General features: G+C 52.3%; 22 protein-coding genes. 12 read left to right on the forward strand and 10 right to left on the reverse strand.

What is annotated here, in order from left to right; genetic code table 11:
- Positions 1–74: 74 nt before the first annotated feature.
- Complete coding sequence (locus ACT9TW_RS00530) at positions 75–1,232, forward strand: DDE-type integrase/transposase/recombinase (RefSeq protein ID WP_315685889.1); 1,158 nt, start codon at positions 75–77, stop codon at positions 1,230–1,232.
- Between the two features lie 74 nt (positions 1,233–1,306).
- Here ACT9TW_RS00530 and araE read toward each other — a convergent pair whose 3' ends face one another.
- From araE to kduI, 3 genes are all read right to left on the reverse strand, one after another.
- On the reverse strand, positions 1,307–2,740 hold the full coding sequence (gene araE, locus ACT9TW_RS00535) for an arabinose-proton symporter AraE (protein ID WP_446492663.1): 1,434 nt from the start codon (positions 2,738–2,740) through the stop codon (positions 1,307–1,309).
- A gap of 296 nt (positions 2,741–3,036) precedes the next feature.
- Positions 3,037–3,798, reverse strand: coding sequence for a 2-dehydro-3-deoxy-D-gluconate 5-dehydrogenase KduD (gene kduD / locus ACT9TW_RS00540; protein WP_166717561.1), 762 nt, complete (start codon positions 3,796–3,798; stop codon positions 3,037–3,039).
- A gap of 63 nt (positions 3,799–3,861) precedes the next feature.
- A complete protein-coding gene (kduI, locus tag ACT9TW_RS00545; protein ID WP_446491417.1) occupies positions 3,862–4,698 on the reverse strand; it encodes a 5-dehydro-4-deoxy-D-glucuronate isomerase in 837 nt (278 codons plus the stop codon).
- 412 nt (positions 4,699–5,110) lie between these two features.
- Here kduI and ACT9TW_RS00550 point away from each other — a divergent pair, with 412 nt between their 5' ends.
- Positions 5,111–6,286, forward strand: a complete 1,176-nt coding sequence (locus ACT9TW_RS00550; protein ID WP_446491418.1) for an oligogalacturonate lyase family protein — start codon at positions 5,111–5,113, stop codon at positions 6,284–6,286.
- Positions 6,287–7,113: 827 nt separating this feature from the next.
- Here ACT9TW_RS00550 and ACT9TW_RS00555 read toward each other — a convergent pair.
- The 3 genes from ACT9TW_RS00555 to ACT9TW_RS00565 all read right to left on the reverse strand — a co-directional run bounded on the left by ACT9TW_RS00555 (position 7,114) and on the right by ACT9TW_RS00565 (position 10,253).
- Positions 7,114–7,797, reverse strand: coding sequence for an oligogalacturonate-specific porin KdgM family protein (locus ACT9TW_RS00555; RefSeq protein ID WP_446491419.1), 684 nt, complete (start codon positions 7,795–7,797; stop codon positions 7,114–7,116).
- 318 nt (positions 7,798–8,115) lie between these two features.
- Complete coding sequence (locus ACT9TW_RS00560) at positions 8,116–9,294, reverse strand: acetyl-CoA C-acetyltransferase (RefSeq protein ID WP_315686705.1); 1,179 nt, start codon at positions 9,292–9,294, stop codon at positions 8,116–8,118.
- A 92-nt stretch (positions 9,295–9,386) separates the two neighbouring features.
- On the reverse strand, positions 9,387–10,253 hold the full coding sequence (locus ACT9TW_RS00565) for a LysR family transcriptional regulator (protein WP_446491420.1): 867 nt from the start codon (positions 10,251–10,253) through the stop codon (positions 9,387–9,389).
- Between the two features lie 101 nt (positions 10,254–10,354).
- Between ACT9TW_RS00565 and ACT9TW_RS00570 the strand changes: the two genes are divergently transcribed.
- Together ACT9TW_RS00570 and ACT9TW_RS00575 are read left to right on the forward strand one after the other, a co-directional pair.
- The gene (locus ACT9TW_RS00570; protein WP_182062318.1) at positions 10,355–10,816 is read left to right on the forward strand and encodes a multidrug/biocide efflux PACE transporter; all 462 of its coding nucleotides are present in this window, start codon (positions 10,355–10,357) and stop codon (positions 10,814–10,816) included.
- A gap of 119 nt (positions 10,817–10,935) precedes the next feature.
- Positions 10,936–12,165 carry an amino acid permease gene (locus ACT9TW_RS00575; RefSeq protein ID WP_014071633.1) on the forward strand — a complete coding sequence of 410 codons (1,230 nt, stop codon included), beginning with the start codon at positions 10,936–10,938 and terminating at the stop codon, positions 12,163–12,165.
- 603 nt (positions 12,166–12,768) lie between these two features.
- Here ACT9TW_RS00575 and ACT9TW_RS00580 read toward each other — a convergent pair.
- Together ACT9TW_RS00580 and yjdI are read right to left on the reverse strand one after the other, a co-directional pair.
- A complete protein-coding gene (locus ACT9TW_RS00580; RefSeq protein WP_014071634.1) occupies positions 12,769–13,041 on the reverse strand; it encodes a GNAT family N-acetyltransferase in 273 nt (90 codons plus the stop codon).
- 10 nt (positions 13,042–13,051) lie between these two features.
- Positions 13,052–13,282, reverse strand: a complete 231-nt coding sequence (gene yjdI / locus ACT9TW_RS00585; RefSeq protein ID WP_315686707.1) for a 4Fe-4S mono-cluster protein YjdI — start codon at positions 13,280–13,282, stop codon at positions 13,052–13,054.
- 179 nt (positions 13,283–13,461) lie between these two features.
- Here yjdI and ACT9TW_RS00590 point away from each other — a divergent pair, with 179 nt between their 5' ends.
- The 6 genes from ACT9TW_RS00590 (at position 13,462) to ACT9TW_RS00615 (ending at position 20,768) form a co-directional block, all read left to right on the forward strand.
- Positions 13,462–15,099 carry an ATP-binding protein gene (locus ACT9TW_RS00590; RefSeq protein ID WP_446491421.1) on the forward strand — a complete coding sequence of 546 codons (1,638 nt, stop codon included), beginning with the start codon at positions 13,462–13,464 and terminating at the stop codon, positions 15,097–15,099.
- 3 nt (positions 15,100–15,102) lie between these two features.
- Positions 15,103–15,804, forward strand: a complete 702-nt coding sequence (locus tag ACT9TW_RS00595; protein ID WP_182062322.1) for a response regulator — start codon at positions 15,103–15,105, stop codon at positions 15,802–15,804.
- 163 nt (positions 15,805–15,967) lie between these two features.
- Positions 15,968–17,056: an ABC transporter substrate-binding protein gene (locus tag ACT9TW_RS00600; RefSeq protein ID WP_446491422.1), complete on the forward strand. Its 1,089-nt coding sequence runs from the start codon at positions 15,968–15,970 to the stop codon at positions 17,054–17,056.
- Positions 17,057–17,135: 79 nt separating this feature from the next.
- Positions 17,136–18,905, forward strand: coding sequence for an ABC transporter permease (locus ACT9TW_RS00605; RefSeq protein WP_446491423.1), 1,770 nt, complete (start codon positions 17,136–17,138; stop codon positions 18,903–18,905).
- On the forward strand, positions 18,898–19,968 hold the full coding sequence (locus tag ACT9TW_RS00610; protein WP_446491424.1) for an ABC transporter ATP-binding protein: 1,071 nt from the start codon (positions 18,898–18,900) through the stop codon (positions 19,966–19,968). The genes ACT9TW_RS00605 and ACT9TW_RS00610 overlap by 8 nt, the downstream gene beginning before the upstream one ends.
- Positions 19,969–20,369: 401 nt before the next feature.
- Entirely contained in the window at positions 20,370–20,768 is a 399-nt protein-coding gene (locus tag ACT9TW_RS00615) for a hypothetical protein (RefSeq protein ID WP_446491425.1), read from the forward strand.
- Positions 20,769–20,829: 61 nt separating this feature from the next.
- On the opposite strand, the gene ACT9TW_RS00620 is transcribed toward ACT9TW_RS00615, so the two are convergent.
- Both ACT9TW_RS00620 and ACT9TW_RS00625 read right to left on the reverse strand, forming a co-directional pair.
- Positions 20,830–21,444: an outer membrane beta-barrel protein gene (locus ACT9TW_RS00620; protein ID WP_446491426.1), complete on the reverse strand. Its 615-nt coding sequence runs from the start codon at positions 21,442–21,444 to the stop codon at positions 20,830–20,832.
- A gap of 98 nt (positions 21,445–21,542) precedes the next feature.
- The gene (locus ACT9TW_RS00625) at positions 21,543–22,172 is read right to left on the reverse strand and encodes a helix-turn-helix domain-containing protein (RefSeq protein WP_446491427.1); all 630 of its coding nucleotides are present in this window, start codon (positions 22,170–22,172) and stop codon (positions 21,543–21,545) included.
- A 352-nt stretch (positions 22,173–22,524) separates the two neighbouring features.
- On the opposite strand from ACT9TW_RS00625, the gene ACT9TW_RS00630 reads away from it, so the two are divergent.
- The gene (locus ACT9TW_RS00630; protein WP_446491428.1) at positions 22,525–24,402 is read left to right on the forward strand and encodes a flagellin N-terminal helical domain-containing protein; all 1,878 of its coding nucleotides are present in this window, start codon (positions 22,525–22,527) and stop codon (positions 24,400–24,402) included.
- Between the two features lie 628 nt (positions 24,403–25,030).
- Entirely contained in the window at positions 25,031–26,257 is a 1,227-nt protein-coding gene (locus ACT9TW_RS00635) for a tyrosine-type recombinase/integrase (protein ID WP_062773120.1), read from the forward strand.
- The last annotated feature ends 144 nt before the right edge of the window (positions 26,258–26,401 follow it).

Consider the following 26,401-nt stretch of genomic DNA (forward strand, 5'->3'; position numbering starts at 1 on the left):
CCGGAAACATGGGTAACACTTTAGACCGGATACATGGGTAACAGTTATAACTGGCATAGAAGAGGAGACTCGCTATGCCCTGGACTGAGACCCAACCTATGCAACGCCTTGATTTTATCCGTGCCTGCCATGCAGGTACGGCCTCCTTCTCCGCTCTTTGCCGTCTTTTTGGTATCAGCCGTAAAACCGGCTACAAATGGCTTGAACGTTTTGACCCTTCTGACCTGTCATCCCTCTCTGACCAGTCGCGCGCTCCGCATTCCCACTCCCGGACAGTTCCTGATGATATCGTCGGGCATCTGACTGCCCTGCGTCAGAAACATCCTGACTGGGGGCCGAAAAAACTGCGGATGTGGTTGCTCAATCACCATGTCGATTTTGCCGTACCTGCCGCCAGTACTATCGGCGATATCCTCAAGCGTGAAGGGCTGGTTCCGGATAAAAAGAGAAAACGCAGAACACCGGGTAATCGCCAGCCGCTGACCACCATCAGTGAGAACAATCAGGTCTGGAGTGCTGATTTTAAAGGCAAATTCAGGTTGCTGAGCGGGGAGTACTGCCATCCCTTCACTCTGACCGACAATCACAGCCGGTATCTGCTGTGCTGCCGGGGAACACACCGGGAGAGTGAGCCCTTTGTCAGAGCGTGCCTGACTGATGCATTCCTGGAATATGGTCTGCCGGAAGTGCTCAGGACCGATAACGGTCAACCTTTCGCGGGAACAGGCATAGCCGGATTAAGCCGTCTTGCAGTCTGGCTAATCAAGCTGGGCATCAGGCCGGAACGTATCAGAAAGGGACACCCGGAAGAGAATGGCCGCCATGAACGAATGCACCGCTCCCTGAAAAGTGCGGTGAAATATGGCAACACCTTCATGACGATGGAAGAACAACAGCGGTGGTTCAGTGACTACCGGGAAGAGTTTAACCACGAGAGACCGCATGAAGCCCTGGCAGGTGCAACGCCCGGAACGGTGTGGCAACCCTCGGGCCGACACTGGGATGGCAGAGTGCCTGAATATGTTTATCCGACAGGGGGCATGGTCTACAGGGTGAAATCGAGGGGAACACTGTATATGGGAAAAAAGGGGACCGTGTTCCTGAGTGAAGCACTGACTGGTGAGTACATAATGCTGAAAGAACAAGATGATGGCCTGGAAGCCATCATCTTTAATGGAATAACACTTGCGTACTACGACAGTAAAACCCAGAGTGTGCTCCGGATAGACTAAAAGTGTTACCTATGTTCCCGGTCTGATCTGTCACCTATGTATCCGGTCATACAGTAGCGCCACCGGGCACGCCATCAGACGCCGATATCCCGCAATTTCTCGCCTTTCATCAGCTTGCGTTCAATGTGTTCCAGCGTCACGCCTTTGGTTTCAGGAACAAGCCAGAACGTAATACCGATAAACACCACGTTCAGCACCGTATAGAGCCAAAATGTACCAGCCGCGCCAATCGAATCCAGCAGCGTCAGGAATGTCGCACCGATAATCATGTTCGACACCCAGTTGGTGGTTGTAGAACAGGTAATCCCGAAGTCACGGCATTTCAGCGGCTGAATTTCAGAGCACAGGATCCACACTACCGGCGCGGCACTCATCGCATACCCTGCAATACACATCATGGTCATGCCGACAGAGAGCCATGAAAGCCCGCTTGATGCCGTGCCGTTATCGAACTGCATCAGGCAGTAGCCGAGGATCAACGTGCCGATGGCCATCACGCTAAAACCAATTTTCAGCGCCGGTTTACGTCCGGCTTTATCAACGGTGAATACCGCAATAAAAGTGGCGAACATAAAGGTCAACCCGACCACCAGCGTGGCTATCATCTGCTGTTCGGTGTTGGTGAATCCGGCCATTTTGAAGATGCGCGGGGCGTAATACATGATGATGTTCATGCCGGTGAACTGCTGCATCGCCTGCAACAACATGCCGAGGAACACCGCGCGACGCACGTTGCTGTTGGCCTTAAACAGCGCCCAGCCGCCCTGCTTCAGCTTCAGGCTTTCGCGGATTTCGTTCAGCTCGTCACGCGCTTTTTCAGACGTATCACGCAACATGCGTAGCACCTCTTCCGCCTCCACATGACGCCCTTTTTGCGCCAGCCAGCGCGGGCTGTTCGGCAGGAATATCACCAGCACGATCAGCAGCAACGCAGGCAGCGCCAGCACACCCAGCATCGCCCGCCAGTTACCGCTGTAGCTGAAATATGTATCGGACAAAAACGCCAGCACGATACCGAGCGTCACCATCAGCTGATACATACTGATCATCTTGCCGCGCACGTTCTCGCTTGCCATTTCTGACAGATAAAGCGGCGCGGTGTACGACGCAATCCCCACCGCTACGCCCAGCAGCACGCGGGACAGCAACAGCAATTCCACGCCTGTGGCAAACGCAGAGCCGAGTGAACCGGCGACGAACAGAATGGCGCCAACCATCAGGCTGTATTTGCGCCCAAGGCGGAACGAAAGCCAGCCGTTAAACAGCGCACCGATAGCTGCGCCGAGCATCATACTGCTCACCACCCACTCCTGGAGGCGGCTGCTCAACGTAAAGTGATCGGTAATAAACGGCAACGCACCGGCAATCACGCCGATATCCAGCCCAAACAGCAACCCGGCTACCGCTGCCGCGATAGAGACAAACTGGTTCATCCGGCGGGTATCGCGCAGCGCGCCGGGCATGAGGGTAGAGTCATTTATAGATGTCATATTTTCCTGCCTGAACAGCGAAATTCGTTAACTGAAATTACGAGATGGCGAAAAAAAGTGTCAGGCGGGAATCCGCGAAGATATGGATAATTTCGCTGCGACATACCGATCTGTGATGGACATTACAATTTCAACTAATGCTGAATAATCACATTTTTTTACTAATCAGTTAATTTTTAAGCAATAAAACTGTGATTTATGTCATTCATGCATTTTTGGTATGGATTTTTCATCTTTACGGGTATGGATAATGACATTTTTTGTGCAAAAAAAACCTCCGCCATAAGGCAGAGGTTCTTCGTCTGGGGGCGGAATTAACGCGCCAGCCAGCCACCATCAACGGCAACGGTGTAGCCGTTGATGTAGTCAGAAGCTGGGGACGCCAGGAACACAATCGGCCCCATCAGGTCGCTCGGCAGCCCCCAGCGGCCAGCCGGGATACGGTCGAGGATTTCCGCGCTACGCTGTTCATCAGCACGCAGCTGCTGAGTGTTATTGGTCGCCATGTAGCCTGGTGCAATGGCGTTGACGTTGATGTTGTGCTTCGCCCACTCGTTCGCCAGCAGACGGGTCACGCCCATCACGGCACTTTTTGACGCGGTGTAAGACGGTACGCGGATTCCGCCCTGGAACGACAGCATAGAGGCGATGTTAATGATCTTGCCGCCTTTACCCTGGGCGATAAAGTGCTTCGCCGCCGCCTGAGACATAAAGAACACGCTCTTGATGTTCAGGTTCATCACGTCGTCCCAGTCGCGCTCGCTGAAGTTGATAGCATCTTCACGGCGGATCAGGCCTGCGTTGTTGACCAGGATATCGATATGCCCGAATTCTGCCACAGCGCGATCCAACAGCTCAGGAATGGCATCGATTTTACGCAGGTCAGCGGTCAGGCTCAGGAAACGGCGGCCCAGTGCGGTGACGCGTTCAATGGTTTCAGTCGGTTCAACAATGTTGATCCCGACGATATCGCAGCCGGCTTCCGCCAGACCTAATGCCATACCCTGGCCCAGACCGGTGTCACAACCGGAAACTACAGCCACTTTACCCTGTAGAGAAAATGCATCCAGAATCATGTTAGTTCCTTAATCTTTTAACGCCTGTCACGAACAGGCAGGTTTATGCTTAACTGCCCGCGACTAGCGCAGATCTTTAACAGCGACGTGGTCCATGTCATCAAAGACCTGGTTTTCACCGACCATACCCCAGATAAAGGTGTACGCACGGGTTCCCACGCCTGAGTGAATCGACCAGCTCGGAGAAATCACGGCCTGCTCGTTATGCATCACGATATGACGCGTTTCCTGCGGCTGCCCCATCATGTGAAACACGCAGGCATCTTCTTCCATGTTGAAGTAGAAATAGACTTCCATGCGGCGCTCGTGGGTATGGCACGGCATGGTGTTCCACAGGTTGCCCGGCTCAAGCTCGGTCAGCCCCATGCTGAGCTGGCAGGTTTCCAGCACATCGGGAACAAAGTATTTGTTGATGGTACGGCGGTTGCTGGTGAGGTTATCGCCAAGCGTGACCGGGGCTACGTCCGCAGGTGTCACTTTTTTGGTTGGGTACGTGGTGTGGGCTGGCGCACAGTTGTAGTAGAACTTCGCCGGCTTGCCACTATCAATGCTGGCGAAGACCACTTCTTTCGCGCCTTTGCCAACGTACAAAGCATCGCGATGACCAATCTCGTAACAGTGGCCGTCTACGGTGACAGTGCCAGGACCGCCGATATTGATAACGCCCAGTTCGCGGCGTTCCAGGAAGTAGCTCACGCCGAGCTGTTTGCCCACTTCGCCACCAACAGAAACCGTTTTTGCCACCGGCATGATGCCGCCAACAATAATGCGATCGATATGGCTGTAGACCATGGTGTACGCATCGGCTTCAAATACCTTCTCAACTAAAAACTCGTTGCGCAGCGCCTGGGTATCCAGCGTTTTAGCGTGCGCGCTGTGGATGCTTTGTCTGACGTCCACGGTAACCTCCAGAAGTGATCCGTGCCCGAAGGCAAAATAATTAACGAAACATCGTTCCGTTTTCTCGATTGGCACATAGTATCCCCTGAGAAATGGGTTTTCAATTGCATTTAAAACGACGTTTCACTTTTTCTGTATCTTTATGCCAGAAATGATGTTCGGATCACGATTGTTGAGGGGTTGACGCAGAAATGGTTAAAAGCAGCCTGGATGTTAATCATAATAAACAATAAGTTATAAAACCTTTGAAATATGACGGCCTACAAAACATTCAGCGTTAAAAATCTAAGATGACATCGCTTTCATCAATTTTTCTTACAAATTGCGCCATCAGTCACACAAATTGAAACGATGTTTTGATAATTTAACACCCAGTTTTTAACTCAATTTTTATCGTATAAAGGAGTGCATTATGGCTAAAGGTATGCGGGTCAAGCTGAACTACGAGGTCAGCCGCGATCCGGATACAGGCGTGGAAGTCACCCGCCTGACCCCACCCGAAGTAACCTGTCATCGCAACTACTTCTATCAGAAGTGCTTCTTTAACGATGGTAGCCACCTGCTGTTCGCGGGAGAGTTTGACGGGAACTGGAACTACTACCTGCTGGATCTGAAAAAAGCAGAAGCCGTACAGCTGACTGAAGGTACCGGCGATAACACCTTTGGCGGGTTCCTCTCCCCGGATGATAAGTCCTTCTACTATGTGAAGAACGACCGCACGCTGCTGGAAGTGAACTTACACACCCTGGCCGAGCGCGAAGTGTACCGCGTCTCTGACGAATGGGTGGGTTACGGTACCTGGGTGGCCAATAGCGATTGCACCAAACTGGTTGGTATTGAGATTGCCAAAAGTGACTGGACGCCGCTCAACGACTGGAAGATTTTCCACGACTTCTTCCATAAAGGCCCACACTGTCGCCTGCTGCGCGTGGATCTGAAAACCGGTGAAAGCTCAACCATCCACGAAGAGAAAAACTGGCTGGGGCACCCTATTTATCGTCCGTTCGACGACAACACCGTGGCCTTCTGTCACGAAGGGCCGCACGACCTGGTGGATGCCCGCATGTGGCTGGTCAACGAAGACGGCAGCAACGTGCGCAAAGTGAAAGAGCACGCAGAAGGTGAAAGCTGCACCCATGAATTCTGGGTGCCGAATGGTTCTGCACTGGTCTACGTCTCGTATCTGAAAGGTCAGCAGGGCCGCACGATTTACAGCTTTAACCCGGATACCGGCGTTAACGATGCCGTCATGCAGATGCCCGCCTGTTCACACCTGATGAGCAACTTCGACGGCACAATGCTGGTTGGGGACGGCTCCGGCACGCCGGTCGATGTGAAGGATACCAGCGGTTATACCATCGATAACGATCCTTATCTTTATGCCTTTGATGTGGAGAAAAAAGCGTACTTCCGCATCGCCCGTCACGATACCTCCTGGGCAACGGTGGCCAATAGCCGCCAGGTGACCCATCCGCACCCATCCTTTACCCCGGATGATAAAGCGGTTCTGTACAGTTCCGATAAAGACGGCAAACCTGCTCTCTATATCGCGAAACTCCCCGAGCAACCTGAAATGTTGCAAGCATGATTTGAGTTAGTGTTTCTGTAACTGGCCTTGCCCTCCTTTATGGAGGGCTTTTTTTTGGGGGTCAGTGCGTGCTTTTTTGCCCGGTGGCGCTGCGCTTACCGGGCCTACAAAACCGGGAGTTCCGGGCATAAAAAAACCGGCTCACGCGGAGCTAATGCCAGTCAGTTAAGCGATATTAAACCACTCTGCTATTTGAGTGGCATCGTTCCGTTCACTTAGGCTTTCCTGCTACCTGCATAATCCGCTGCGGTGAACGTGCTAAGGGGGCTGCCGCCGCCCCCTTAGCAATCCCGGCTCCCGGCAAAGAAACTCGCCGCTTCGCGGTACCCTCAGCTTATTCCTTCCGGCTTATCGGGGACGGGCGGAGGTAACGTCCCTGTAAATCCGCCCTCGCCGCGCATCCCTGCGCGTCGCCCCGGCCTTCAGGAAACGCTTCGGCGATTTTCAGCCGGACTCACGCTCCCTCAACCTTCTCTGCGGCCTGAAAGTGGCACGGATGTTGAGTCCCGCAGAAATCGGCGAACCGGAGGCCGGATGACAAGGGCTGGACGCCAGGGATGGCGGCCAGAGGCGAAATGAGACAGGATGTCGAGTCGAGCCGACCGCAGGCAAACGGTCGGGAGGTGAGCGCAGTGCGAAGCACCGATTTCTTTGCGGGTCGCGGGGATTGATAAGGGGGCCGCGATGGCCCCCTTATCCCGTTCACGTGTTCTGAACGAATTATTTTCTGCTGATATTAAGGTGAACGGAACCCTGCACCGTGCTTCACTGACAAGCATTACTCACGCGGAGCCGGTCTTTTTCCCGGAGGTACTGCTTATTATGTCTTAGAAAGAGTACGCCACACCTAAACGGAAACGGGTCTGGCGCTCATCGGTATCTTTCACGCCCACGTTACCGACTTCAACATAGGGTGCCCAGTTTTTATCCCATTTGTATGCCAGCTTGGCGTTATATTCGTTGGAGTAATCTTTATTGTTATTACGAATCATACCTTCCGAGCTTTTCGCGTAAACGTAGTTCAGCTCGGTACGGAAATCGCCCATCACCCAGCCAACCCAGGCATCGCCACGGTTGACTTTATCATCTTCTTTATTTGAGCTTGACGGATAACGGGTATATTCATAACGATAACGCGCTGCAACGTAGAATCCATTATCGAAACTATATTGCAAGTGCAGGTTCGGTTTATAAATAGTACGGCTGTCATTACTCTCAATCGTAAACGCAGGCGTCAACGAGATATTGTCCGTTGCTTTCCAGCGCCAGCTAATCTGGTCTTCGTGGCCGTTACCCACCACATCTGCAAATGGCTGGTCGGCCTTATCACCGCCAGATTTCCATTTCGCTTCAACCGAAAAACCTAAGCCGTTTTCAAAACGATGTGAAACAGATACGCGATCTGCGTTCGAGCCGCTATCGATGTATTCATGACGTAAATCAACAGTAACAGCCTGAGCTGCAAAAGACGCACCGACAAGGGAAGCAAGAGCCAGAGATTTCTTAAACATGAAAAACCCTCAATTGAAATAACGTTTCGTTTTTATGGAATTGCAGTTTATTTTTTTATAAACGCAATTTTAGTGACAAAGATCGTAATTATTTGTTTCATTTTTTTTGGCAAAGATCGACGTGAACCCCGTCAACAAAAAAGGGGCTTTAAGGTGAATTTTTATGGGAGAGATCACACTAAAAACTTAGCGGGGAATATAATTCGGCGTGCAAGTATTAATGATAACTTTAGATTTACCTGAAGAGGGTAAAAATATGATTCTTCATGTCAAAAAAAACCTCCAGGCAGGAGGCTTTAGTGTCGGGTTGATGGAATATTATCTTTCGATTGCTAGCGCAACCCCCTGCCCACCACCGATACACAGCGTGGCGATCCCCTTACGGGAATTACGTTTCATCATTTCGTGGACCAGTGACACCAGGATCCGGCAGCCGGATGCGCCGATCGGGTGGCCAAGGGCTATCGCCCCGCCGTTGACATTGACGCGCAGCGGATCCCATTCCAGCATTTTGCCTACCGAAATGGCCTGAGCCGCAAAGGCTTCGTTCACTTCGATAAGATCCACATCACTGAGATGCCAGCCCGCGCGCTCCAGACAGCGACGGGTCGCATAGACCGGTGCGATCCCCATTAAGGCTGGGTCAACACCTACGCTGGCAAACGCCTTGATACGCGCCAGCACGGGTAAATCCAGCTCCTGGGCTTTGCTTTCACTCATCATCATCACCGCTGCTGCACCGTCATTAATAGAGGATGCGTTCCCGGCGGTCACCGAGCCCAGGGTTTCAAATGCGGGATTCAGCTTTGCCAGCCCTTCGGCGCTGGCATCGGTACGCGGCTGTTCATCCGTGTCGACGACAACAGATTCACCGCTCTGTCTAAGCGTGCTGACGGGCACGATTTCATCGCGAAACCGTCCGGAATCGATAGCCGCACGGGCTTTTTGCTGTGAGCTTAGCGCGTAGGCATCCTGAAGCTCGCGGCTGATGCCGTACTCCCGCGCCAGGTTTTCCGCCGTCACGCCCATGTGGTAGTCATTGAACGCATCCCACAACCCGTCATGCACCAGGCTGTCGATAAGCTGGCTGTTGCCCAGCTGCGCGCCGGTACGGCTGTCGGTGAGGACGTGCGGGGCGCGGCTCATGTTTTCCTGCCCTCCGGCAATCACCACATCCGCTTCACCACACTGTATCGCCTGGGTAGCAAGATGCAGCGCTTTCAGGCCAGAGCCACAGACATCGTTGATGGTAATTGCAGACACGGTATTCGGCAGGCCGCCTTTGAGCGCCGCCTGGCGCGCAGGGTTTTGCCCGGCACCGGCAGTCAGCACCTGACCGAGGATCACTTCGTCGATTTCATGCCCGGCGATCCCGCTGCGTTCCACCAGTGCCTTCACCACCACGCTGCCCAGATCAACGGCAGAGTGGCGCGATAGTGCTCCCTGAAAACAGCCGATAGCCGTACGCAACGCACCCACTATAACGACATCTTTCATCACGACCTCTGTATAAAATGACATGACGATAGTAGAGGATTGTTATCAACAATTGACGCAATTGTTTAAAAAAAGTGAGTTTAGTCACAGGATTAGCGTGCATCCTGCAAATACTGGCGCAGCCAGCTTCCGGCGACGCCTGGCGGGGATCGTTTGTTCCACAGCAGATCAACCCCGATCGCGCGCGGCCAGCCCGTTACGTTCAGCTGCACCAGAGATTTTGATGCCGCAAACTCATCCACCAGCGCGCATGGCAGCGCACACCAGCCAAAGCCCTGCACCGCCATACTCAAGAGTAACAGGTAATTGGGCGCTGACCAGACCGGCCCCCGCGCAAGCGTTGTTTCCCGCTCAAGATAGGTACTCAGGCGCAACTCGCGCCAGCCGTGAAGTTCGTCAGCCTGTGTCTCATGTTGCGCCGCAAGGGGATGATCGGCAGAAACATAGATGGCCATCCGGGTCTGCATGGGCAGCCGGGTTGCGCCGATATCGGTCGGGTAACCATCACGCGCTTCCGTCAGCCCGACCTGCGCCCTCTCTTTCTGGAGAAGATCGATAACATCCTCTTCCTCGCCGATCAGACATTCGAATTCCGTATGGGGAAAACGCTGGTCGAACTGTTTCATCAGGTCTTCCAGCACATCCGGGTTCAGCGTATCGGAAAGCACAAACGTCAGACGCGCTTCGGTTTGCGCCGTCAGCGATACCGCCAGCTCGTCGAGCCGCGCGCTGGCCGCAAGAATGGATTGCACATAACCCAGCACCTGTTCGCCCTGCGCGGTTAATACAGGCTGACGCGCCGAACGGTCAAACAGCTCAAAGCCCAGATCGGCCTCAAGATTGGCAATAGAGGTACTGATGGTGGACTGGCTTTTGCGCAGCCGACGCGCGGCAGCAGAAAACGAACCGGCGGCAACCGTTTCAACAAACGCCGTGAGGGCTTCGGGTGAATAGCGCATGAAGTATCTACTTTATCGATGGATACCATCTTTTATATATCATCTTTAGCGATAAAAATAGACCGCAACAACGCCCATTCTGGCGAATTAACGAGGTCACTATGCAACATCAGGATGCACTCCAGCGTAAGCTACCGGAGCGAATCTTCCATGCGGTCTGTTTTGAAGGGATTGCCACGGCGATCCTCGCCCCGACGGCCGCGTGGTTAATGCAACGTTCAGTGGTTGAAATGGGCGGCCTGACCATTATTCTGGCCACCACGGCGATGGTGTGGAATATCATCTATAACTTTGGCTTTGACCGTTTCTGGCCTGTACAGCGGGTGAAACGCACGGCCAAAGTCCGCGCCCTGCACGCGTTAGGATTCGAATGCGGTTTTATCGTGATCGGCGTAAGCATCGTGTCTGCCGTGCTCGGCGTCACGCTGCTTGAGGCATTCACACTGGAAATAGGTTTCTTCCTGTTCTTCCTGCCCTACACTATGTTCTATAACTGGGCGTACGATACTCTGCGCGAGAAAATCATCAAGCGTCGCCAGCAACGACGCGCCCTGGCAGGCTAATTCGCCACTGGCCGGACACCCGCTCCGGCCAACCCCCTCAGAAGCAACGGCGATCTCCTCTCATAATTATGGTAAATTGCACTCCTTTTTGTTCGTTTTATAGTTGATACGTTGCTCTAATGTCGAAAATTTGGTCAAAAGAAGAGACTCTCTGGAGTTTCGCCCTCTACGGTACTGCCGTGGGCGCAGGAACCTTGTTCTTGCCCATTCAGCTCGGCTCCGCAGGCGCCATTGTCCTGCTCATTACTGCCCTCGTGGCGTATCCGTTAACCTACTGGCCGCACAAAGCGCTGGCGCAATTTATCCTGTCGTCGAAAACAAAAGGCAACGAAGGGATCACCGGAGCGGTTAGCCACTACTACGGGAAGAAGATTGGTAACCTGATCACCACGCTCTATTTTGTCGCCTTCTTTGTGGTGGTGCTTATCTACGCGGTGGCGATTACAAACTCGCTAACCGAACAGCTGGCGAAGCGCATGACGGTCGACCTTAGTGTGCGGGTGATGGTGAGTTTTGGCGTGGTGCTGGCGCTGAATCTGATCTTCCTGATGGGGCGCCATATCACCATTAAAGTGATGGGATTTTTGGTCTTTCCGCTGATCGCCTACTTCCTGTTTTTATCGCTCTATCTGACGGGTAGCTGGCAACCTGAGCTGCTCACAAGCCAGATGGCATTCGATCAACATACGCTGCACCAGGTGTGGGTTTCTATCCCGGTGATGGTTTTCGCTTTTAGCCATACCCCGATAATCTCGACGTTCGCGGTTGATCGTCGCGAGAAATACGGTGACGCCGCCATGGGTAAATGCAAAAAAATCATGAAGGTGGCGTACCTGATTATTTGCCTGAGCGTACTGTTCTTCGTGTTCAGCTGCCTGCTTTCCATTCCACCGTCTTACATTGTGGCGGCGAAAGAGGAAGGGGTAACGATTTTGTCGGCGCTGTCGATGATGCCCTCTTCTCCTGCCTGGCTTGGGATTTCCGGCATTATTGTCGCCATTATCGCGATGTCGAAATCGTTCCTCGGCACCTACTTTGGGGTGATTGAGGGAGCGACGGAGATTGTGAAGTCGTCGCTGAATCAGGTCGGAGTGAAGAAAAGCCGCGCCTTTAACCGTGCGGTTTCCATCCTGGGCGTGTCGCTGATTACCTTTGTGGTGTGCTGTATTAACCCGAATGCGATTTCAATGATTTACGCCATCAGCGGCCCGCTGATTGCCATGATTTTGTTTATTATGCCGACGCTGTCGACGTATTTGATTCCATCGCTGAAGCAGTATCGTTCGGTGGGGAATTTGCTGACGTTGATTGTGGGGGTGTTGTGTGTGTCGGTGATGTTTGTGGGGTGATTCGAGGAATGAGGATGCAGGCTGTTCCGTTCACTTCTATTCCGGTATAACATTTATTCTTCACAGCCCGTGAACGGGAAAAGGGGGCCACCGCGGCCCCCTTTTCAATCCCCGCGGCCCCGCAACAAAATCGGTGCTTCGCACTTCGCTCACCTCCCGACCCTCTGCCTGCGGTCGGCTCAACTCGACATCCTGTCTCGATTCGCCTCTGGCCGCCATCCATGGCGTCCAGACCTTGTCATCCGGTCTCCGGCTCGCCGATTTTAGCGGGGACTCAACACCCGTGCCCCTTTCCGGCCGCAGTGTAGGTTGAGGTGATGCCAGTCCGGCAGAAAATCGCCGAGGCGTTTCACCGTAGCCGGGGCGACGCGCAGGGATGCGCGGAGAGGGCGTGACCTGCATGGATGCAGGATCTCGCCCGACCCGAAAGCGAAGGGGAAAAAGCCGAGGGAACCGCGAAGCGGCGATTTTCATGGCCGGGAGCCGGGATTGTTAAGGGGGCGGCGATAGCCCCCTTAACACGTTCACCGCAGCGGGATAAACAGGTAGCGGAGAAGCTATAGTGAACGGAACGCTACCACCGATCGTGCAGACGGTGGAACATCACGCCCGAATATCGTCATACTCTCGCGTATTATCAAACTCATGTTTCGCAAACGGGCACAGTGGGATAATCTTGCGGTTCTCACCGCGCATCTTCTCCACCACTTTCGCCACCAGCTGCTTACCGACGCCTTGCCCCTTCAGGCTCGGATCGACATCGGTGTGCTCGATAATGCTCAGGTGCTCGCCGGTTGGGACAAACACAATCTCGGCGACCTGATTTCCGTCTGCATCGTTCACATAAAACTTGTTATGGCCTTCCAGAATATCCATAGTTCCTCGCTTATTTTTGGCGATACTTCAGCGCACCGCTCGGGCAGGTATCAATCACACGAATAACCGTTTCTACATCCACTTCATCCGGGATGATCCACGGTTTGCGTTTCAGATTGAATAGCTTAGCGCTACCGCGCACACAATTCCCTGAATGTTTGCAGATCCCGGTGTTGAAGTAGACATCAATTTTGTCCCCGGTATAGGCCCGGTAACCGGCATCCAGTAGTTCTTTATCCATGACATTGCCTCTGTAGTTATTATGGTGCTAAACAAAGCATAGCCTTGTGGGATCCTGATGGCTATCCACGCAAAAAACGAAAAGCCAGCTCACAACTCTGTTTTTGTCAGATTGCACGTCACATTTCCCCATGTCAGGCTCCGCAAATATCTCATTTTTGTATTTCAGCCGCAGGACATATGAAACGCAGACTCCCTTTTCAGGTGAAGCTTTTTTTATCTCTGGTGTTTTTTTCCTGCCTGCTATTAGCACTGCTGGGTGCGATCCTGTTCCATTTTATCGACCGACAGCTGCACCACGACCTCGGACAACGTGCACGGGTGCAGGCCAGCGAAATAGCCCTGATGCCAGGGCTTGCCGATAAAGTCGCTGCCAGAGATATCAGCGGCATTGCCCGCTTAATTCAGCCTTTACGCGCAGAAAGCGATGCCAGTTATATTGTCATCGGGGATATCCGCGAACAGCATCTGTATCACTCAGAATCACCTGAACGCCTTAATTTACCCATGATTGGTGGGGATAATGCCGAGGTCTTAAAGGGAAAAACCATTATTTCCGTACGTAAAGGCGGGATAGGTGTTTCATTACGTAGTAAAGCCCCGATATTTAATGCACAACATCAGGTGATCGGGATTGTCTCGGTGGGTTATCTGACGTCGTACATTGCTAATATTAATGCCCGCATCCTCTGGCAGTCGGGCTTATATGGCATTGGACTTTTGCTTCTGCTGTTTATTTTTTCCTGGCTGTTTACCCGTAATCTCAAAAAGCAGATGTTCCGCCTGGAGCCCAAAGATATTGCCCAACTGGTTCTGCAACAAAAAGCCCTGCTTGAAGCCATGTACGAGGGCGTATTTGCGGTAAATGCTGAAAAGCAGCTGATTTTAATAAACCGGGCAGCGCGAGAACTGCTGGATATTCGCCAGAGCGAAAAAGAGCTTATCGGCAAACCGCTCGATGAGGTGTTACAGACCTCACCCGGTTTCTTTTCACAGCGCTATACCTCAATAAGCAGCGGTAGCCACGATCAGATTGCCGTCCTTAATCATCGGGAAGTGATCGTTAACCGCGTGGCAATGGAGGTCGAGCCGGGTGTCGAAAGCGGTTGGGTGTATAGCTTCCGCGATAAAAACGACATTAACACCCTCAGCAGCCAGCTGAGCCAGATAAAGCGTTACGCTGACAATCTGCGCATTATGCGCCATGAGCAATTGAACTGGACCGCTACCCTCGTCGGGTTATTGCAGATGAAGCATTATGACGAGGCCATTCGCTACATTCAGGCCCAGTCCGATGGCGCGCAAAAGGTGCTGGATTTTGTCTCTGCCCGTTTCACATCGCCGGCATTATGCGGGTTGCTGCTGGGAAAATACGTCAGCGCGCACGAAAAAGGTGTTGAACTGCTTTTCGATCCTGCCTGCCAGTTAACCCATATACCGTTAACGCTCAACGAAACAGAGCTGATGTCGGTTATAGGCAACCTGCTGGATAACGCCGTGGACGCCACGCTAAAAGCCTCCGTACCCGCCGCAGTGGAACTCTATATTTCGGACAGAAACCAGGAGCTGCTGATAGAAGTAGCCGACCGGGGCTGCGGCGTGGACGATGCCATGAAGCCGCATATTTTCCAACAGGGATTTACAAGTAAGCCCGACACCGGCAACGAAATAACGGGCTCCGAGCACGGTATCGGTCTGTTTCTGGTGGCAGGATATATTGATAAGGCTGGTGGTAATATTGAAATCACCGACAATACCCCGCAAGGCACTATTTTCACGGTGTTTATTCCCTTTAAACCTTCCGTTCGACAGGGCTAACACATGACTACTACCCGGGCAATTGATGTCGTCATTGTTGAGGACGAACCTCACCTCGCCGAGCTGCATCGTGAGTATATTGAGCAGAATTTCCATTTGCGCGTTGTCGGCATTGCCCCTTCGCTGGAAAAGGCGCGTGAGCTGATTAGCCGCCATCAGCCACGGTTGATCTTGCTTGATAACTATCTTCCTGATGGTAAAGGCGTGAACTTAATCGACAGCCCGCTGCTGAAGAGTTTTGAGTGCTCGGTCATTTTCATCACTGCGGCCAGCGATATGCAAACCTGTAGCCATGCTATGCGCAGCGGCGCGTTCGACTACCTGATAAAACCGGTCTTTTTCCAGCGCCTGCACGCCTCGCTTGAGCGGTTTTTGCGATTCGTCCACACCGTGCAACAGGTGAAAGTGGTGGACCAACATGCGCTGGATCGCCTGTTTAATCTGCCTGCGGCAGAATCCTCCCCGGCCCCTTCCACAAAAGGGATTGAGCCCAATACGCTGGAGCGCATTAAGCGCTTTTTCACGGATAACCCTGAAAGCAATATGTCTGTAGAAGAGGTGGTAGAAAACGTGGGCATCAGCAAAACCACGGGCCGCCGTTATCTGGAATACTGCGTGGAGAGCGGTTTTATTAGCATCGAAATGTTGTACGGCAATATTGGCCATCCAAGACGGCTATATCGCAAAGCACCTGCCAAAGAATAAGCCGTAAACCGGGTGGTGTTTTGCGGATTTAATGGTGTTAATTGCCGAAACAACGCCGACAATCACACTTCGGAAGCGGGGCTTTCGCCCCCCTATTGTCTGATGTTCCCCATACGCTATGTTGACCATTAGTTCCTCAAATGTAACTAAAAGGTTAATTATAATGTCGAACACTTTCCGAATTTCTCTGCTTACCGCTACTGTACTGATCTCTACGTCTGCAATGTCTGCTTTACCGCAGGGCTATCCTGCCGAGTATCAAAAAGTCGTGGATGCTGCGACCAAAGAGGGCAAAGTGGTGATTTACTCCACCACCGACACCAAAGCCGCCGGGCCGCTGATTGAGGGCTTCGAGAAAACCTATCCGGGCATTAAAGTTGAATATAACGACATGAACAGCACCGAGCTGTACAACCGTTTTATCAGCGAACAGGCTTCCGGTGGCGGCAGCGGTGATGTGGTCTGGAGCTCCTCAATGGATACCGCGCTGAAGCTCGCCACCGACTATGCGCAGGAGTACAAATCCCCTGAGCAGAGCCAGCTGCCAAAATGGGCAGTCTGGAGCGATAAAGCCTACGGCACCACCTATGAGCCGGTGGTCTTTATCTACAACAAACGCCTTATCCCTGCGGCCGAAGTACCGGATTCACACGCGGCACTGGCCAAACTTATCGCCAGCCAAAGCGATAAGTTCAAGAGCAAAGTCACCACCTACGACATCGAAAAATCCGGGCTGGGCTTTATGCTCTCCGTTCAGGATTTCAAGGCAGATCCTAACTACCTGAAAACCCTGGCTGACGTCGCCAAAGGCGGTTTAGCCGTGCAGTCTTCAACCGGCACGATGATGGAAAGGGTATCGTCAGGTGAAAACCTGATTGGCTTTAACATCCTTGGCTCCTACGCTGAAGCCCGTGCGAAGAACGATCCGTCACTGGGCATCTCCTATCCGAAGGATTACACCCTGGTATTATCGCGCGTGTCCTTTATCAGCCAGCAGGCGCAAAACAGCAACGCCGCGAAGCTGTGGCTGGACTATGTGCTGTCAGAAAAAGGGCAAAGTATTCTGGCGAATCAGGCTGATATCCCGTCCATTCGTAACGATATCGAAGGCAAAAATGATATCGACGGCCTGACCAAAGTGCTGGGCAGCGCGCTGAAACCGATCCCGGTTGATGAAAGCCTGCTGGAATACCTGCAACCGAAAAAACGTCTGGACTACATCAAACAGTGGCGCGAAGCCGCAGCTAAATAAGTCCGGTCATAGCGCGGCGGCTCTGCCGCGCTCCTTCACCTGATGTCGTTGTTCTGGGTTCCAGCACCAGGGATACACTATGAATACATTACACAGAAAGTGGCAAAGCCTGCCTCGCGGCGTAGTGGTATTGATAACCGCTCTGGTTATCTATATTCCGCTGTCGTTCATCGTGATACAGAGCTTCTTATCCGCTCCCTTTTTCTCTCCGGCTAAAGAGTGGAGCTTTGAATCATTTGGATTTATTTTCACCGACCCCGACTTCTATAAAGCACTCAGAAGCGGCTTCATTCTCGCGTTCGGTCTGGTCATCATCGCCATTCCACTTGGCGGGGTACTGGCGTTTCTGATGGTCCGCACCGATTTGCCTGGCCGGCGTCTGATTGAGCCGCTGATCCTGGTGCCGATTTTTGTGTCGCCGATGGTTCTGGGCTTTGGCTATGTGGTCGCCGCCGGGCCGGTTGGGTTTTTATCTCTGTGGGCGCAGTCGCTGATTGGTTTTGTGCCCTGGAATATCTACGACATGTCGAGCATCGTGGTCATCGCTGGCCTGACACATGTTCCGCACGCGTATCTGTATATTTCTTCGGCGCTGCGAAGCGTGGGTTCTGATGTAGAAGAAGCCGCGCGCACGGCGGGGGCTTCTCCGTTGCAGGTCATGACCTCCGTCAGCCTGCCGATGGTGCGTCCGTCTATTCTGTACGCCATCGTGTTGCTGTTCTTCCTCGGGCTGGAGGTGTTTGGCCTGATGCTGGTGCTGGGCGATCCAGAAGGCAACATGGTGCTGGCAACCTACCTGTATCAGTTGACCAACAAGCTCGGCACACCGTCTTATCACCTGATGGCGGCGGTGGCCGTGGTGCTGATTTGTATCACCATCCCACTGGTCATGTTACAGCGCCGCCTGATGCGCACTGCCAACCGCTTTGTGACCGTGAAAGGCAAAGCGTCACAGGCGCGCGCGTTGCCGCTGGGCAAATGGCGCTGGGTGGCAGGTGCCGTGGTGGCGTTCTGGCTGACCGTGACCATTGGCGTTCCGCTGCTTGGCGTGGTGTTACGCGCGTTTATCTCAAACTGGGGGGTGGGAGTATCTCTCTGGGATGAGCTTTCCCTGAGCACCTTCCGCACTATCTGGGCACAACCAAACCTGCTGCGCGCCATCGTCAACTCGATGTCTATCGGCGTGATTGGCGGTGCGCTGGCGGTGGCCTGTTATCTGTTTGTTGGTATTGCCATGCACCGCAAACCGGACAACACCACGCGGTTCCTCGATTACAGCGTGCTGGTGCCACGTGCGGTGCCGGGCTTGCTTGCGGGTCTGGCTTTCCTGTGGGTGTTCCTGTTCCTGCCAATGTGGCTGGATAACTCACTGAAATCAGGCTGGCTTTCCGGGTTTGCGTGGTCAGACTGGATGCGTGAACATCTGATTGTCTGGTTGCGTTCATTACGCAGCACCATCTTCAGCGTCTGGCTGGCCTACACCGTGGTGTGGATGGCATATGGGCTACGGCTTATCTCCTCAACGCTGCTCCAGGTCGGGCCTGAACTTGAAGAAGCGGCGCGCAGCACAGGGGCAACGCGCGGGCAAATTACCCGTCACGTCACCATCCCGTTATCACGCTACGGTCTTATCGGCTCATGGTTGTTGATGTTCCTGATCTTTGAACGCGAATACTCAACCGGTGTGTACCTGCTTTCGCCAGGTACGGAAACCATAGGCTCGATGCTGGTTTCCCTGTGGGCGGCGGGTGCCATTGATATCGTGGCTGCGCTCTCTTTTATTAACATCCTGCTGGTCGTGGTAGGTCTGGGCATTGCCCTTCGCTTCGGAGTTAAATTACATGATTGAATTAGCGGTCGAAAATCTGCACTTAACCTACGGCGACAACCCGGTGTTAAAAGGGGTTTCCATGAACCTCAAACGCGGCGAAGTAGTTTCCTTGCTGGGGCCATCGGGCAGCGGCAAGACCACATTGCTGCGCGCGGTTGCGGGCCTGGAAAAGCCGACCCAGGGTTCGATTGTCATCGGCAAAAACAGCGTTTACAACGGCACACCGCGCAGTGAAATCCCGGCAGAGGAACGCAACCTGGGGCTGGTGTTTCAGTCCTACGCCCTGTGGCCGCACAAAACCGTTTTTGAGAACGTGGCATATCCTTTAAAGCTGCGTAAGGTCCCAGCGAAAGAGGTAACCCAGCGCGTTCAGGATGTGCTGGATCAACTCGGCCTGGGCCATCTGGGTAAGCGCCACCCGCACCAGCTTTCCGGTGGTCAGCAACAGCGCGTGGCGATTGGCCGGGCGCTGGTCTATAACCCGCCAGTGATCCTGCTGGATGAACCGCTTTCGAACCTGGACGCCAAGCTGCGCGAAGAGGCCCGCGTGTTCCTGCGTGAGCTGATTATCAAGCTCGGCCTGTCGGCGCTGATGGTCACGCACGATCAGAATGAAGCGATGTCGATTTCCGATCGTATTCTGCTGCTGAACAACGGCAAAATTGAGCAACAAGGTACGCCGCAGGAGATGTATGGCTCGCCGAAAACGCTGTTTACCGCCGAGTTTATGGGCAGTAACAACCGCCTGCATGGCAAAGTGACCGAAGTCCGCGACGGCAAAGCGCACATTGAAGGCAACGGCTGGAGGCTGTGGGGCCAGGCGGCGGAAGGCGTGAAAGCAGGGAGTGAAGCCACGGCGGTTATCCGTGTGGAGCGTGTTGCAGTGGTGGAAGGTCCGGGAGAAAACCAGCTTGAGCTGCCGTTACTCACCAGTATGTATCTGGGTGATCGCTGGGAATATCTGTTCCGTACCTCGGGGGACGATTTTGTGATCCGTGCCTACGGCCACGACGTTCGCGATCCGCAGCACTGCCATTTGTCGTTACCGGAAAAACACGTCTGGATCTTCCCGAAAGGGTGATGAAAACCTGACAGTGCCCGCTGGCGCTTGGCTTACCGGGCCTGCAAAACCAACGTCGGGTAAGCGAAGCGCCACCCGACACAAACGCGTGCTACCGCTTATGGCGTAACAATATTGAACCAGAAATCAAAGGTATCCAGGCAATGCGGATTCCAGATAACATTGCCCTCCTCGCCCTTGATCATTTCCTGCAAAAGTGGCGCAATAACCTCTTTGCACTAACAAGCATTTCCAGTTTCATAAATCCTCGATAGATAATAATGAGTTTCGAAGAAACAAAGCTACCACCTGCATGTTTTATACCCCATAGCTAATACATTTAAAAATAAACAATTTAAATCTGATAGCGCCGCCAACGTTTTAGATAATGTCAGTCTCTCTCATTTACCCAGAGTTATTCCATGAAGAAACTGTCATTATTTGTGGCTATATTCAGCTTGAGTACATTAACCGCATGTAGCGCCCCTCATCAGGATGAGGTTGAAAAGATAAACCACCTGCAAATCCCGTTGGTTCTGCCAGGTGAAAAACCCGCAGAGGTGCAAACTTCACACATTGCGGCACTTTACCAAACGAACAAACAGCACATTAATGCGCTAACCACCAGCCTGAAAGAACACTATTTAAAAGATACGACCTCAAAAGATATTTTTACCGAAGACAGCCCGGTCCAGCGCGTGTATGCCTCACTGACGAAGCTTGAGCAACTGGATATGATTAACCAGCAATATCTGAAAGATAATAATGAAATGGGTCTGAGGAATATTAATATCGCCCTTCAGCCTTTAATGGCCGGTTAAATGTCAAAAGCCCGGCTACAAACGTAGCCAGGCTTTTTTATCATCGAGAATATGGCAAGTCTTAATCGTGCTGCCCAAAACGATAGGTTAACCCTGCCGTTACAGAGCTCACATCGCTGCTGACGCCTATCTGGTTGGCATTACCCACGTTGCTCACCCACTGATACTCCAGGCGACCCGCCCAGTTTTTGTTGAATGCGTACTCCGTACCGACAGCAGCTAGCGGACGTACGCCGGTATCAAAGCGATTGTGACCACTTACATCGGACTCAGCACGATAGGCCATCGCCCCGGCACGACCATAAATATCCCAGCTGTCCGTCAGGCCGTAGCTGGCTTTTAAGGACATCTGCAAACCCTGGCTTTTCATTTGCGCACCCGCGCTATGATGACCATTAATCTGCATATTCCCTAAATAATCATAACCGCCTTCAACGGCCAGCCATGGCGTTATCTGGTAACCCGTATAAATACCGCCACCGACGTTATCGTGATCGACATTATACTGGTCAGAGCCGTTGTTGTGGTCGTGCGCCTTAGACGCGGTATTAGCATCAAAATAGTGTGACCAGCCAAATTTAGCACCGCTGTACCAGGTACCTGCATCAGCTGCCGCAAACGCCGTGGTTGCGGTAAAGGCATTAGCAATAATTAATGCGACAAGTGTCTTTTTCATAGAAATCCCGTTTGCTTAGTTGAATGTTTTCAGTCAGCAAACGATATAGATAAATATGCGCACCGTTAATTTATTTTCAGTTTAATTTTAAATTATCTCTAGAAAGACTCCGGCAAATGCGTCATCTCCAGCAAATAACCGCCGCGCTTAAATGAGATGTATTTTCCTTGTTTTAACGCCGATAATACATTGAGAACACTGCTACGCGACAGTAACGTACGATCCTGAATATAGTCCAGAATTGTCGTGCGCATTCGCGCTTCTTCGGGCAGCAATATCATCTCCTGCAAATGATTACGAATAACGGAATAGGTACGTTGCTGTACTACCTGGGCATCGCGGTAAATTAAATAAGCCGTGTGATATGACAGCACTGCCGCTACATCCTCCCATACGCCCTGTTCGCGAAAAAGCGTAGCGGCATGATCTGCATCGGCACGCAAAACCGTCGATTCGGTTTCCACCCGCAGAATGTGCCCCTGCGTGGGCTGGATCATTTCGGCGATCCCAAACAGATGCGGTTCATAGACCGTCACCAGCAGCAGTCCGTCCGAAGCACGCAGCAGCGACAGTTCGCCCTGCTGGAAAAGGTACATTTGCTGCCGGCCTTTGTGCGTCCAGGTGATGCGCTTACGCGGGACTAACTTCACTTTCTCCGTGATCGGTTCAAGGATCGCGGTCAGACGTTCAATGGATTGTTCGGGTCGAACAGGAGGTAAAATATGCATGGCACTGCCCTGTAGCCTGACGTCTTTGCCAGTATAGACCAGAAAATTAAGCGGTTACTGCTTCAGAACTGATAACTGTAGTTCACGCTGGCAAACCAGAGATGTGGATTATCGTAGCTGCCGGATAAAACGGCGCGGGGCGCATGACCCAGCCAATGAGCTAGCGCACAGATATATCAGGCGATATTTAGCGAGTAAAAAGAAAGGGGGTTTAATTTTAAATTTCAGCCAGGCGGATCAGAACAATTTCGGTAAAGTCACCTCTGAAATATAGTGGTTAATTTAACCTAAATATATCCTCTTTCAGGACGATGATCTCTCAAAGCATAATACTAAGAAAAGCAGGTGAACGATGTCTGGGATCATCACCAACGTCAATACTCTGGTAGTACAAAATACCGCGTTAAAAAACAGTTCCGTATTACAGCAATCCGTTGAGCGACTCTCCTCCGGGATGCGAATTAACAGCGCCAAAGACGATGCGGCAGGTCAGGCGATTGCTAACCGTATGGGCAGCCAGATTAAAGGTCTTCTTCAGGCGCAGCGAAACGCCAGCGACGGGCGTTCAATGGCCGAAACAGCGGAAGGTGCGCTCAGCGAAATTAACCAGCGCTTGCAGCGCATTCGTGAGCTGTCCGTTCAGTCGTTAAGTGAAACCTACACCCTGGAAGATGCAGACAGCATTCAGGCTGAAATTAACGTCAACCTGAAAGAGATTGCCCGCCTTAATTCGCAGACCACCTTTAATGGCAAAAACGTGCTCGATGGCAGCGCCGGGAATGTGCCGATACAGGTTGGCGTAAATGATAATGAAACCCTTGGCCTCTTCCTTGGCAAACCGGGTTTCAGCGTTGACGAACTTGGACTGACCGACCTGGTGATCCGCGGAATTAGCGGCAAAGTGACGCCGACCGATCAGCTACTGGGCTCCGCCAGCAATATCTCGCTGAGCAGCGGAAGTACCAGCGTCACCTTTAATACCGCAGGCGTCGCACTGACATCCGCCAAACTGGTTCGCAGCAGCAGCGGTATTTTGTTTATTCAGGGCACCGACGCGCAGGGGAAAAACACCTATCTGACGGCGAACTACGGCGCGACGTACAACACCGCCACCAGTTCGGCCAGCGTGAGCGTTTCAGCCGTGACTTCTTCACCGCTCTACAGCGATATCTCCACGCTGCCATCACGCGCGGTGTCAGGACTTTCGTTTGTGGACGACAGCAACGCGGCGATGAGCGCCGATGCGCTGGTAAGCAGCAACGGCAAATACTATATCCAGCAGGGAACGGACTATTACGAAGCTGAACTCAACTGGGGCCCGACCGGGGCAATGCAGGCAAAAGTCACTGACCCCACGGCGCTGACGACCCTGGCATCACCGGTTAACGTCACCACGACACCAGCGGTAGATTTAACGACGGTAACCCCCACCTTCCTGGACAGCAGCGGGAATGCGGTTTCCGGTGCCGCGCGGCTGGTGAAAAATGGCAGCTCGTATTTCATGGAAGTGGACAACGGCGGCGGCGATTTTCGCTATTACGCCGCCTCTGTTGCTGTCAGCAGCGATGGCGGAACACCCGCCGTGACCGTTCAGGCAAACACCGCGACTGCACAAAACACCTTCACGGACGTCAGCACCGTCGGCGGTACATCTTACATAACGATCGACCCGGCAAAGATGCAGCTGAACTATACGGATAACGACGGCAAAACCTTCGCTAACGTACTCGATAGCGATGCTGACGGGAATTATGTGATGAACCTCGGCGCAGACGGAAAAAGCGCCACGCTGGTACAACAAAGTGACGGCTCACTGCTGATTAAGACACTCAACGGCAGCGGCGAGATCCAGATTTATTATCCCAACAGCTATACCGCCACAACCGACGCAGCAACGGGCTGGACCACCATCAATCTGCGGGAAACCGGAGACGGGATCCGTCTGCGTAACCCGGAAGATCCGCTGGCAACCCTCGATGCGGCGATTGCCCGTGTCGATCAGCGCCGTAGCCTGCTGGGCGCAACCATGAACCGCCTCGAATCCGCGCAGAATGTGCAAACGGCAACTTCTACCGCACTGAGCACCTCGCGCTCGCGAATTGAAGACGCTGATTACGCAGAGGAAGTGTCGAAAATGTCTCGCGCGCAGATTGTGCAACAGGCGGGGAACTCGGTGCTGGCGAAATCGAACCATCTGCCGGATGCGGTACTTTCATTGTTGCAGGGGTAATTGGCGTGATGGGGTGAAGGGAATCGAACCCTCGTATAGAGCTTGGGAAGTTCTCGTTTTACCCTTTAACTACGCTGTCAGACATAGTATAGCTACCGTTGCTCCCATTCATTTTCAGAGAATAGCCATGAACGCTAAGCCGTGGGTTTTAGTATTTATTATTTTTGTGGGTTCGTTGAATACTGCTATGGCGGATAGTTGCCGAGCCAACATTTTTGATGGACAGGACTGTCGCTATGACGATGGCACAACATCCAGCAGTCGGGCCAATATTTTCGGCGGGCAAGATACGCAAAACTATTAGCACCAGTAGAGGGTTATGAATGGAATCAGCATGGTCTGCTCGCACAACGCCTGCGGCAGATTTAAAATGAGCGAAAAACAATAACTTCAAGCTATGAGCAAAGCAGATGGGAAACTCTTGCGTGAAACAAAGATACCCCGCCAGTTGCACCGAAATTGTATTGTTTTTTGTTCATGGGCGGATGGGAAAATAAAGGTAGGGGAATTTTGGAGCGGGTGAAGGGAATCGAAACTCTGTTTCATAATTTCCGCAACGCGACGATCATCGAATCAACATAGTAACTATTATTGATACTTGATTGCGAGATTTTAGAGGATCAATCTCATGACAATCAAGGGTCAGGAGTATCTTTATCTTTCACCGGACGGTGTATGGCAGTTTCAGATTTACATCCCGTCTTACATGCGTCACATGTTCGGCGGGAAACGTCTGTACCGGAAAAGCACTGGTACAAGAGACATTTACAAGGCGCGTCACTTCCGTAATCACATGCTGGTAGAGTGGAACAACCTGAAAGAGCAGTTCAAGCCAGATACAGAGGACAGGCGCATCCAGCTTGCGATCACTTCTCTGCACTCTCAGATCAGGAAGAACAAAAATAAACCGCTGATCGAGGAGCGAGCCAGTGTTATTCCTCACCTATGCTTCTTACGAGATGAATACGCAACTGCCTACCAGGAACGGAGATCATTCTCTACCCTGAGCAAATCAGCGCGAGCCGTTGAGGTGTTTCTCCAGAGTATCGGGAAAGTTGATATCAGTCTGGATCAGATTGGACGCCGATTAGTTACAGACTTCATAGAAGAACAGAAGAAACGCGATGTAGCACCCCAGACGGTGCAAAACTGGCTTACATCATTAGGTAGTCTCTACGAGTTCGCCAAACGTCGCTATGACGCTATAGCGCCCCTAAATCCGTTTCATGGTCACAACCTTGAAGCGCGTCGCACCATTGAAAGCTATCAGCCGTTTGAATGGCATCAGCTATCTACCTTACTCAACGAAGCCGATGAAGAACTACGAGCCGTCATTCTGATCGGTTTGTTCTCTGGTGCAAGGCTGGACGAAATCGCCAGCTTGAAAAAATCAGATGTTGTTATAGTGGAAGGGATACAGACTTTCTTCATTAGCAAATCGAAAACAAAAGCAGGGGTTAGGCACATACCGATCCACGCTTTTCTGATCGGTATGGTGGATTATTATCTGAGTTTGAACACTGGAGATTACCTGTTACCACAGGCTAACAGGATTGAACGCAAAGACGGGAAAAAGGGGCCGTTCTATTCCCAGGCATTCACCCGCTTACGGCGTCGCGTAGTGCCTATGGCTACAGATCGCCAATGCTTTCACAGTTTGAGGGGGCATTTTATCACGTGTCTTGACCGTGCCGGAGTACCCGAACAGCGTATAGGCTACATCACGGGGCACTCTTCCCAAGCCGCAGCCACAGAAGCATTCAAGACATACAGCGCGGGGTGTTCCATGAAAGAATTGTCCGACTATGTGGAAATGGTGGATTATCCAGAGATCATCTTCCCAGAAACGAAATAAGGGGCGTAAGCCCCTTATTTATAAACAAATTGATTAGATTAATAAGCTATTATTTGTGAATAATACACGCTAATGATTGCTTTACGAGCAAAGCAAGATTAAAATAGTAACAAAAAAGCATTAAACCCTTAACACCAAAACCAA

This window comes from Enterobacter sp. C4G1 (assembly GCF_052886895.1).

Bases quoted from the DNA above. Each gene is read 5' to 3' on its own strand.
- ACT9TW_RS00530 (WP_315685889.1), top strand. From the start codon at position 75: ATGCCCTGGACTGAGACCCAACCTATGCAACGCCTTGATTTTATCCGT.
- kduD (WP_166717561.1), bottom strand. From the start codon at position 3,798: ATGATTCTGGATGCATTTTCTCTACAGGGTAAAGTGGCTGTAGTTTCC.
- ACT9TW_RS00550 (WP_446491418.1), top strand. From the start codon at position 5,111: ATGGCTAAAGGTATGCGGGTCAAGCTGAACTACGAGGTCAGCCGCGAT.
- ACT9TW_RS00555 (WP_446491419.1), bottom strand. From the start codon at position 7,797: ATGTTTAAGAAATCTCTGGCTCTTGCTTCCCTTGTCGGTGCGTCTTTT.
- ACT9TW_RS00560 (WP_315686705.1), bottom strand. From the start codon at position 9,294: ATGAAAGATGTCGTTATAGTGGGTGCGTTGCGTACGGCTATCGGCTGT.
- ACT9TW_RS00565 (WP_446491420.1), bottom strand. From the start codon at position 10,253: ATGCGCTATTCACCCGAAGCCCTCACGGCGTTTGTTGAAACGGTTGCC.
- ACT9TW_RS00570 (WP_182062318.1), top strand. From the start codon at position 10,355: ATGCAACATCAGGATGCACTCCAGCGTAAGCTACCGGAGCGAATCTTC.
- ACT9TW_RS00575 (WP_014071633.1), top strand. From the start codon at position 10,936: ATGTCGAAAATTTGGTCAAAAGAAGAGACTCTCTGGAGTTTCGCCCTC.
- ACT9TW_RS00580 (WP_014071634.1), bottom strand. From the start codon at position 13,041: ATGGATATTCTGGAAGGCCATAACAAGTTTTATGTGAACGATGCAGAC.
- yjdI (WP_315686707.1), bottom strand. From the start codon at position 13,282: ATGGATAAAGAACTACTGGATGCCGGTTACCGGGCCTATACCGGGGAC.
- ACT9TW_RS00590 (WP_446491421.1), top strand. From the start codon at position 13,462: ATGAAACGCAGACTCCCTTTTCAGGTGAAGCTTTTTTTATCTCTGGTG.
- ACT9TW_RS00595 (WP_182062322.1), top strand. From the start codon at position 15,103: ATGACTACTACCCGGGCAATTGATGTCGTCATTGTTGAGGACGAACCT.
- ACT9TW_RS00600 (WP_446491422.1), top strand. From the start codon at position 15,968: ATGTCGAACACTTTCCGAATTTCTCTGCTTACCGCTACTGTACTGATC.
- ACT9TW_RS00605 (WP_446491423.1), top strand. From the start codon at position 17,136: ATGAATACATTACACAGAAAGTGGCAAAGCCTGCCTCGCGGCGTAGTG.
- ACT9TW_RS00610 (WP_446491424.1), top strand. From the start codon at position 18,898: ATGATTGAATTAGCGGTCGAAAATCTGCACTTAACCTACGGCGACAAC.
- ACT9TW_RS00615 (WP_446491425.1), top strand. From the start codon at position 20,370: ATGAAGAAACTGTCATTATTTGTGGCTATATTCAGCTTGAGTACATTA.
- ACT9TW_RS00620 (WP_446491426.1), bottom strand. From the start codon at position 21,444: ATGAAAAAGACACTTGTCGCATTAATTATTGCTAATGCCTTTACCGCA.
- ACT9TW_RS00625 (WP_446491427.1), bottom strand. From the start codon at position 22,172: ATGCATATTTTACCTCCTGTTCGACCCGAACAATCCATTGAACGTCTG.
- ACT9TW_RS00630 (WP_446491428.1), top strand. From the start codon at position 22,525: ATGTCTGGGATCATCACCAACGTCAATACTCTGGTAGTACAAAATACC.
- ACT9TW_RS00635 (WP_062773120.1), top strand. From the start codon at position 25,031: ATGACAATCAAGGGTCAGGAGTATCTTTATCTTTCACCGGACGGTGTA.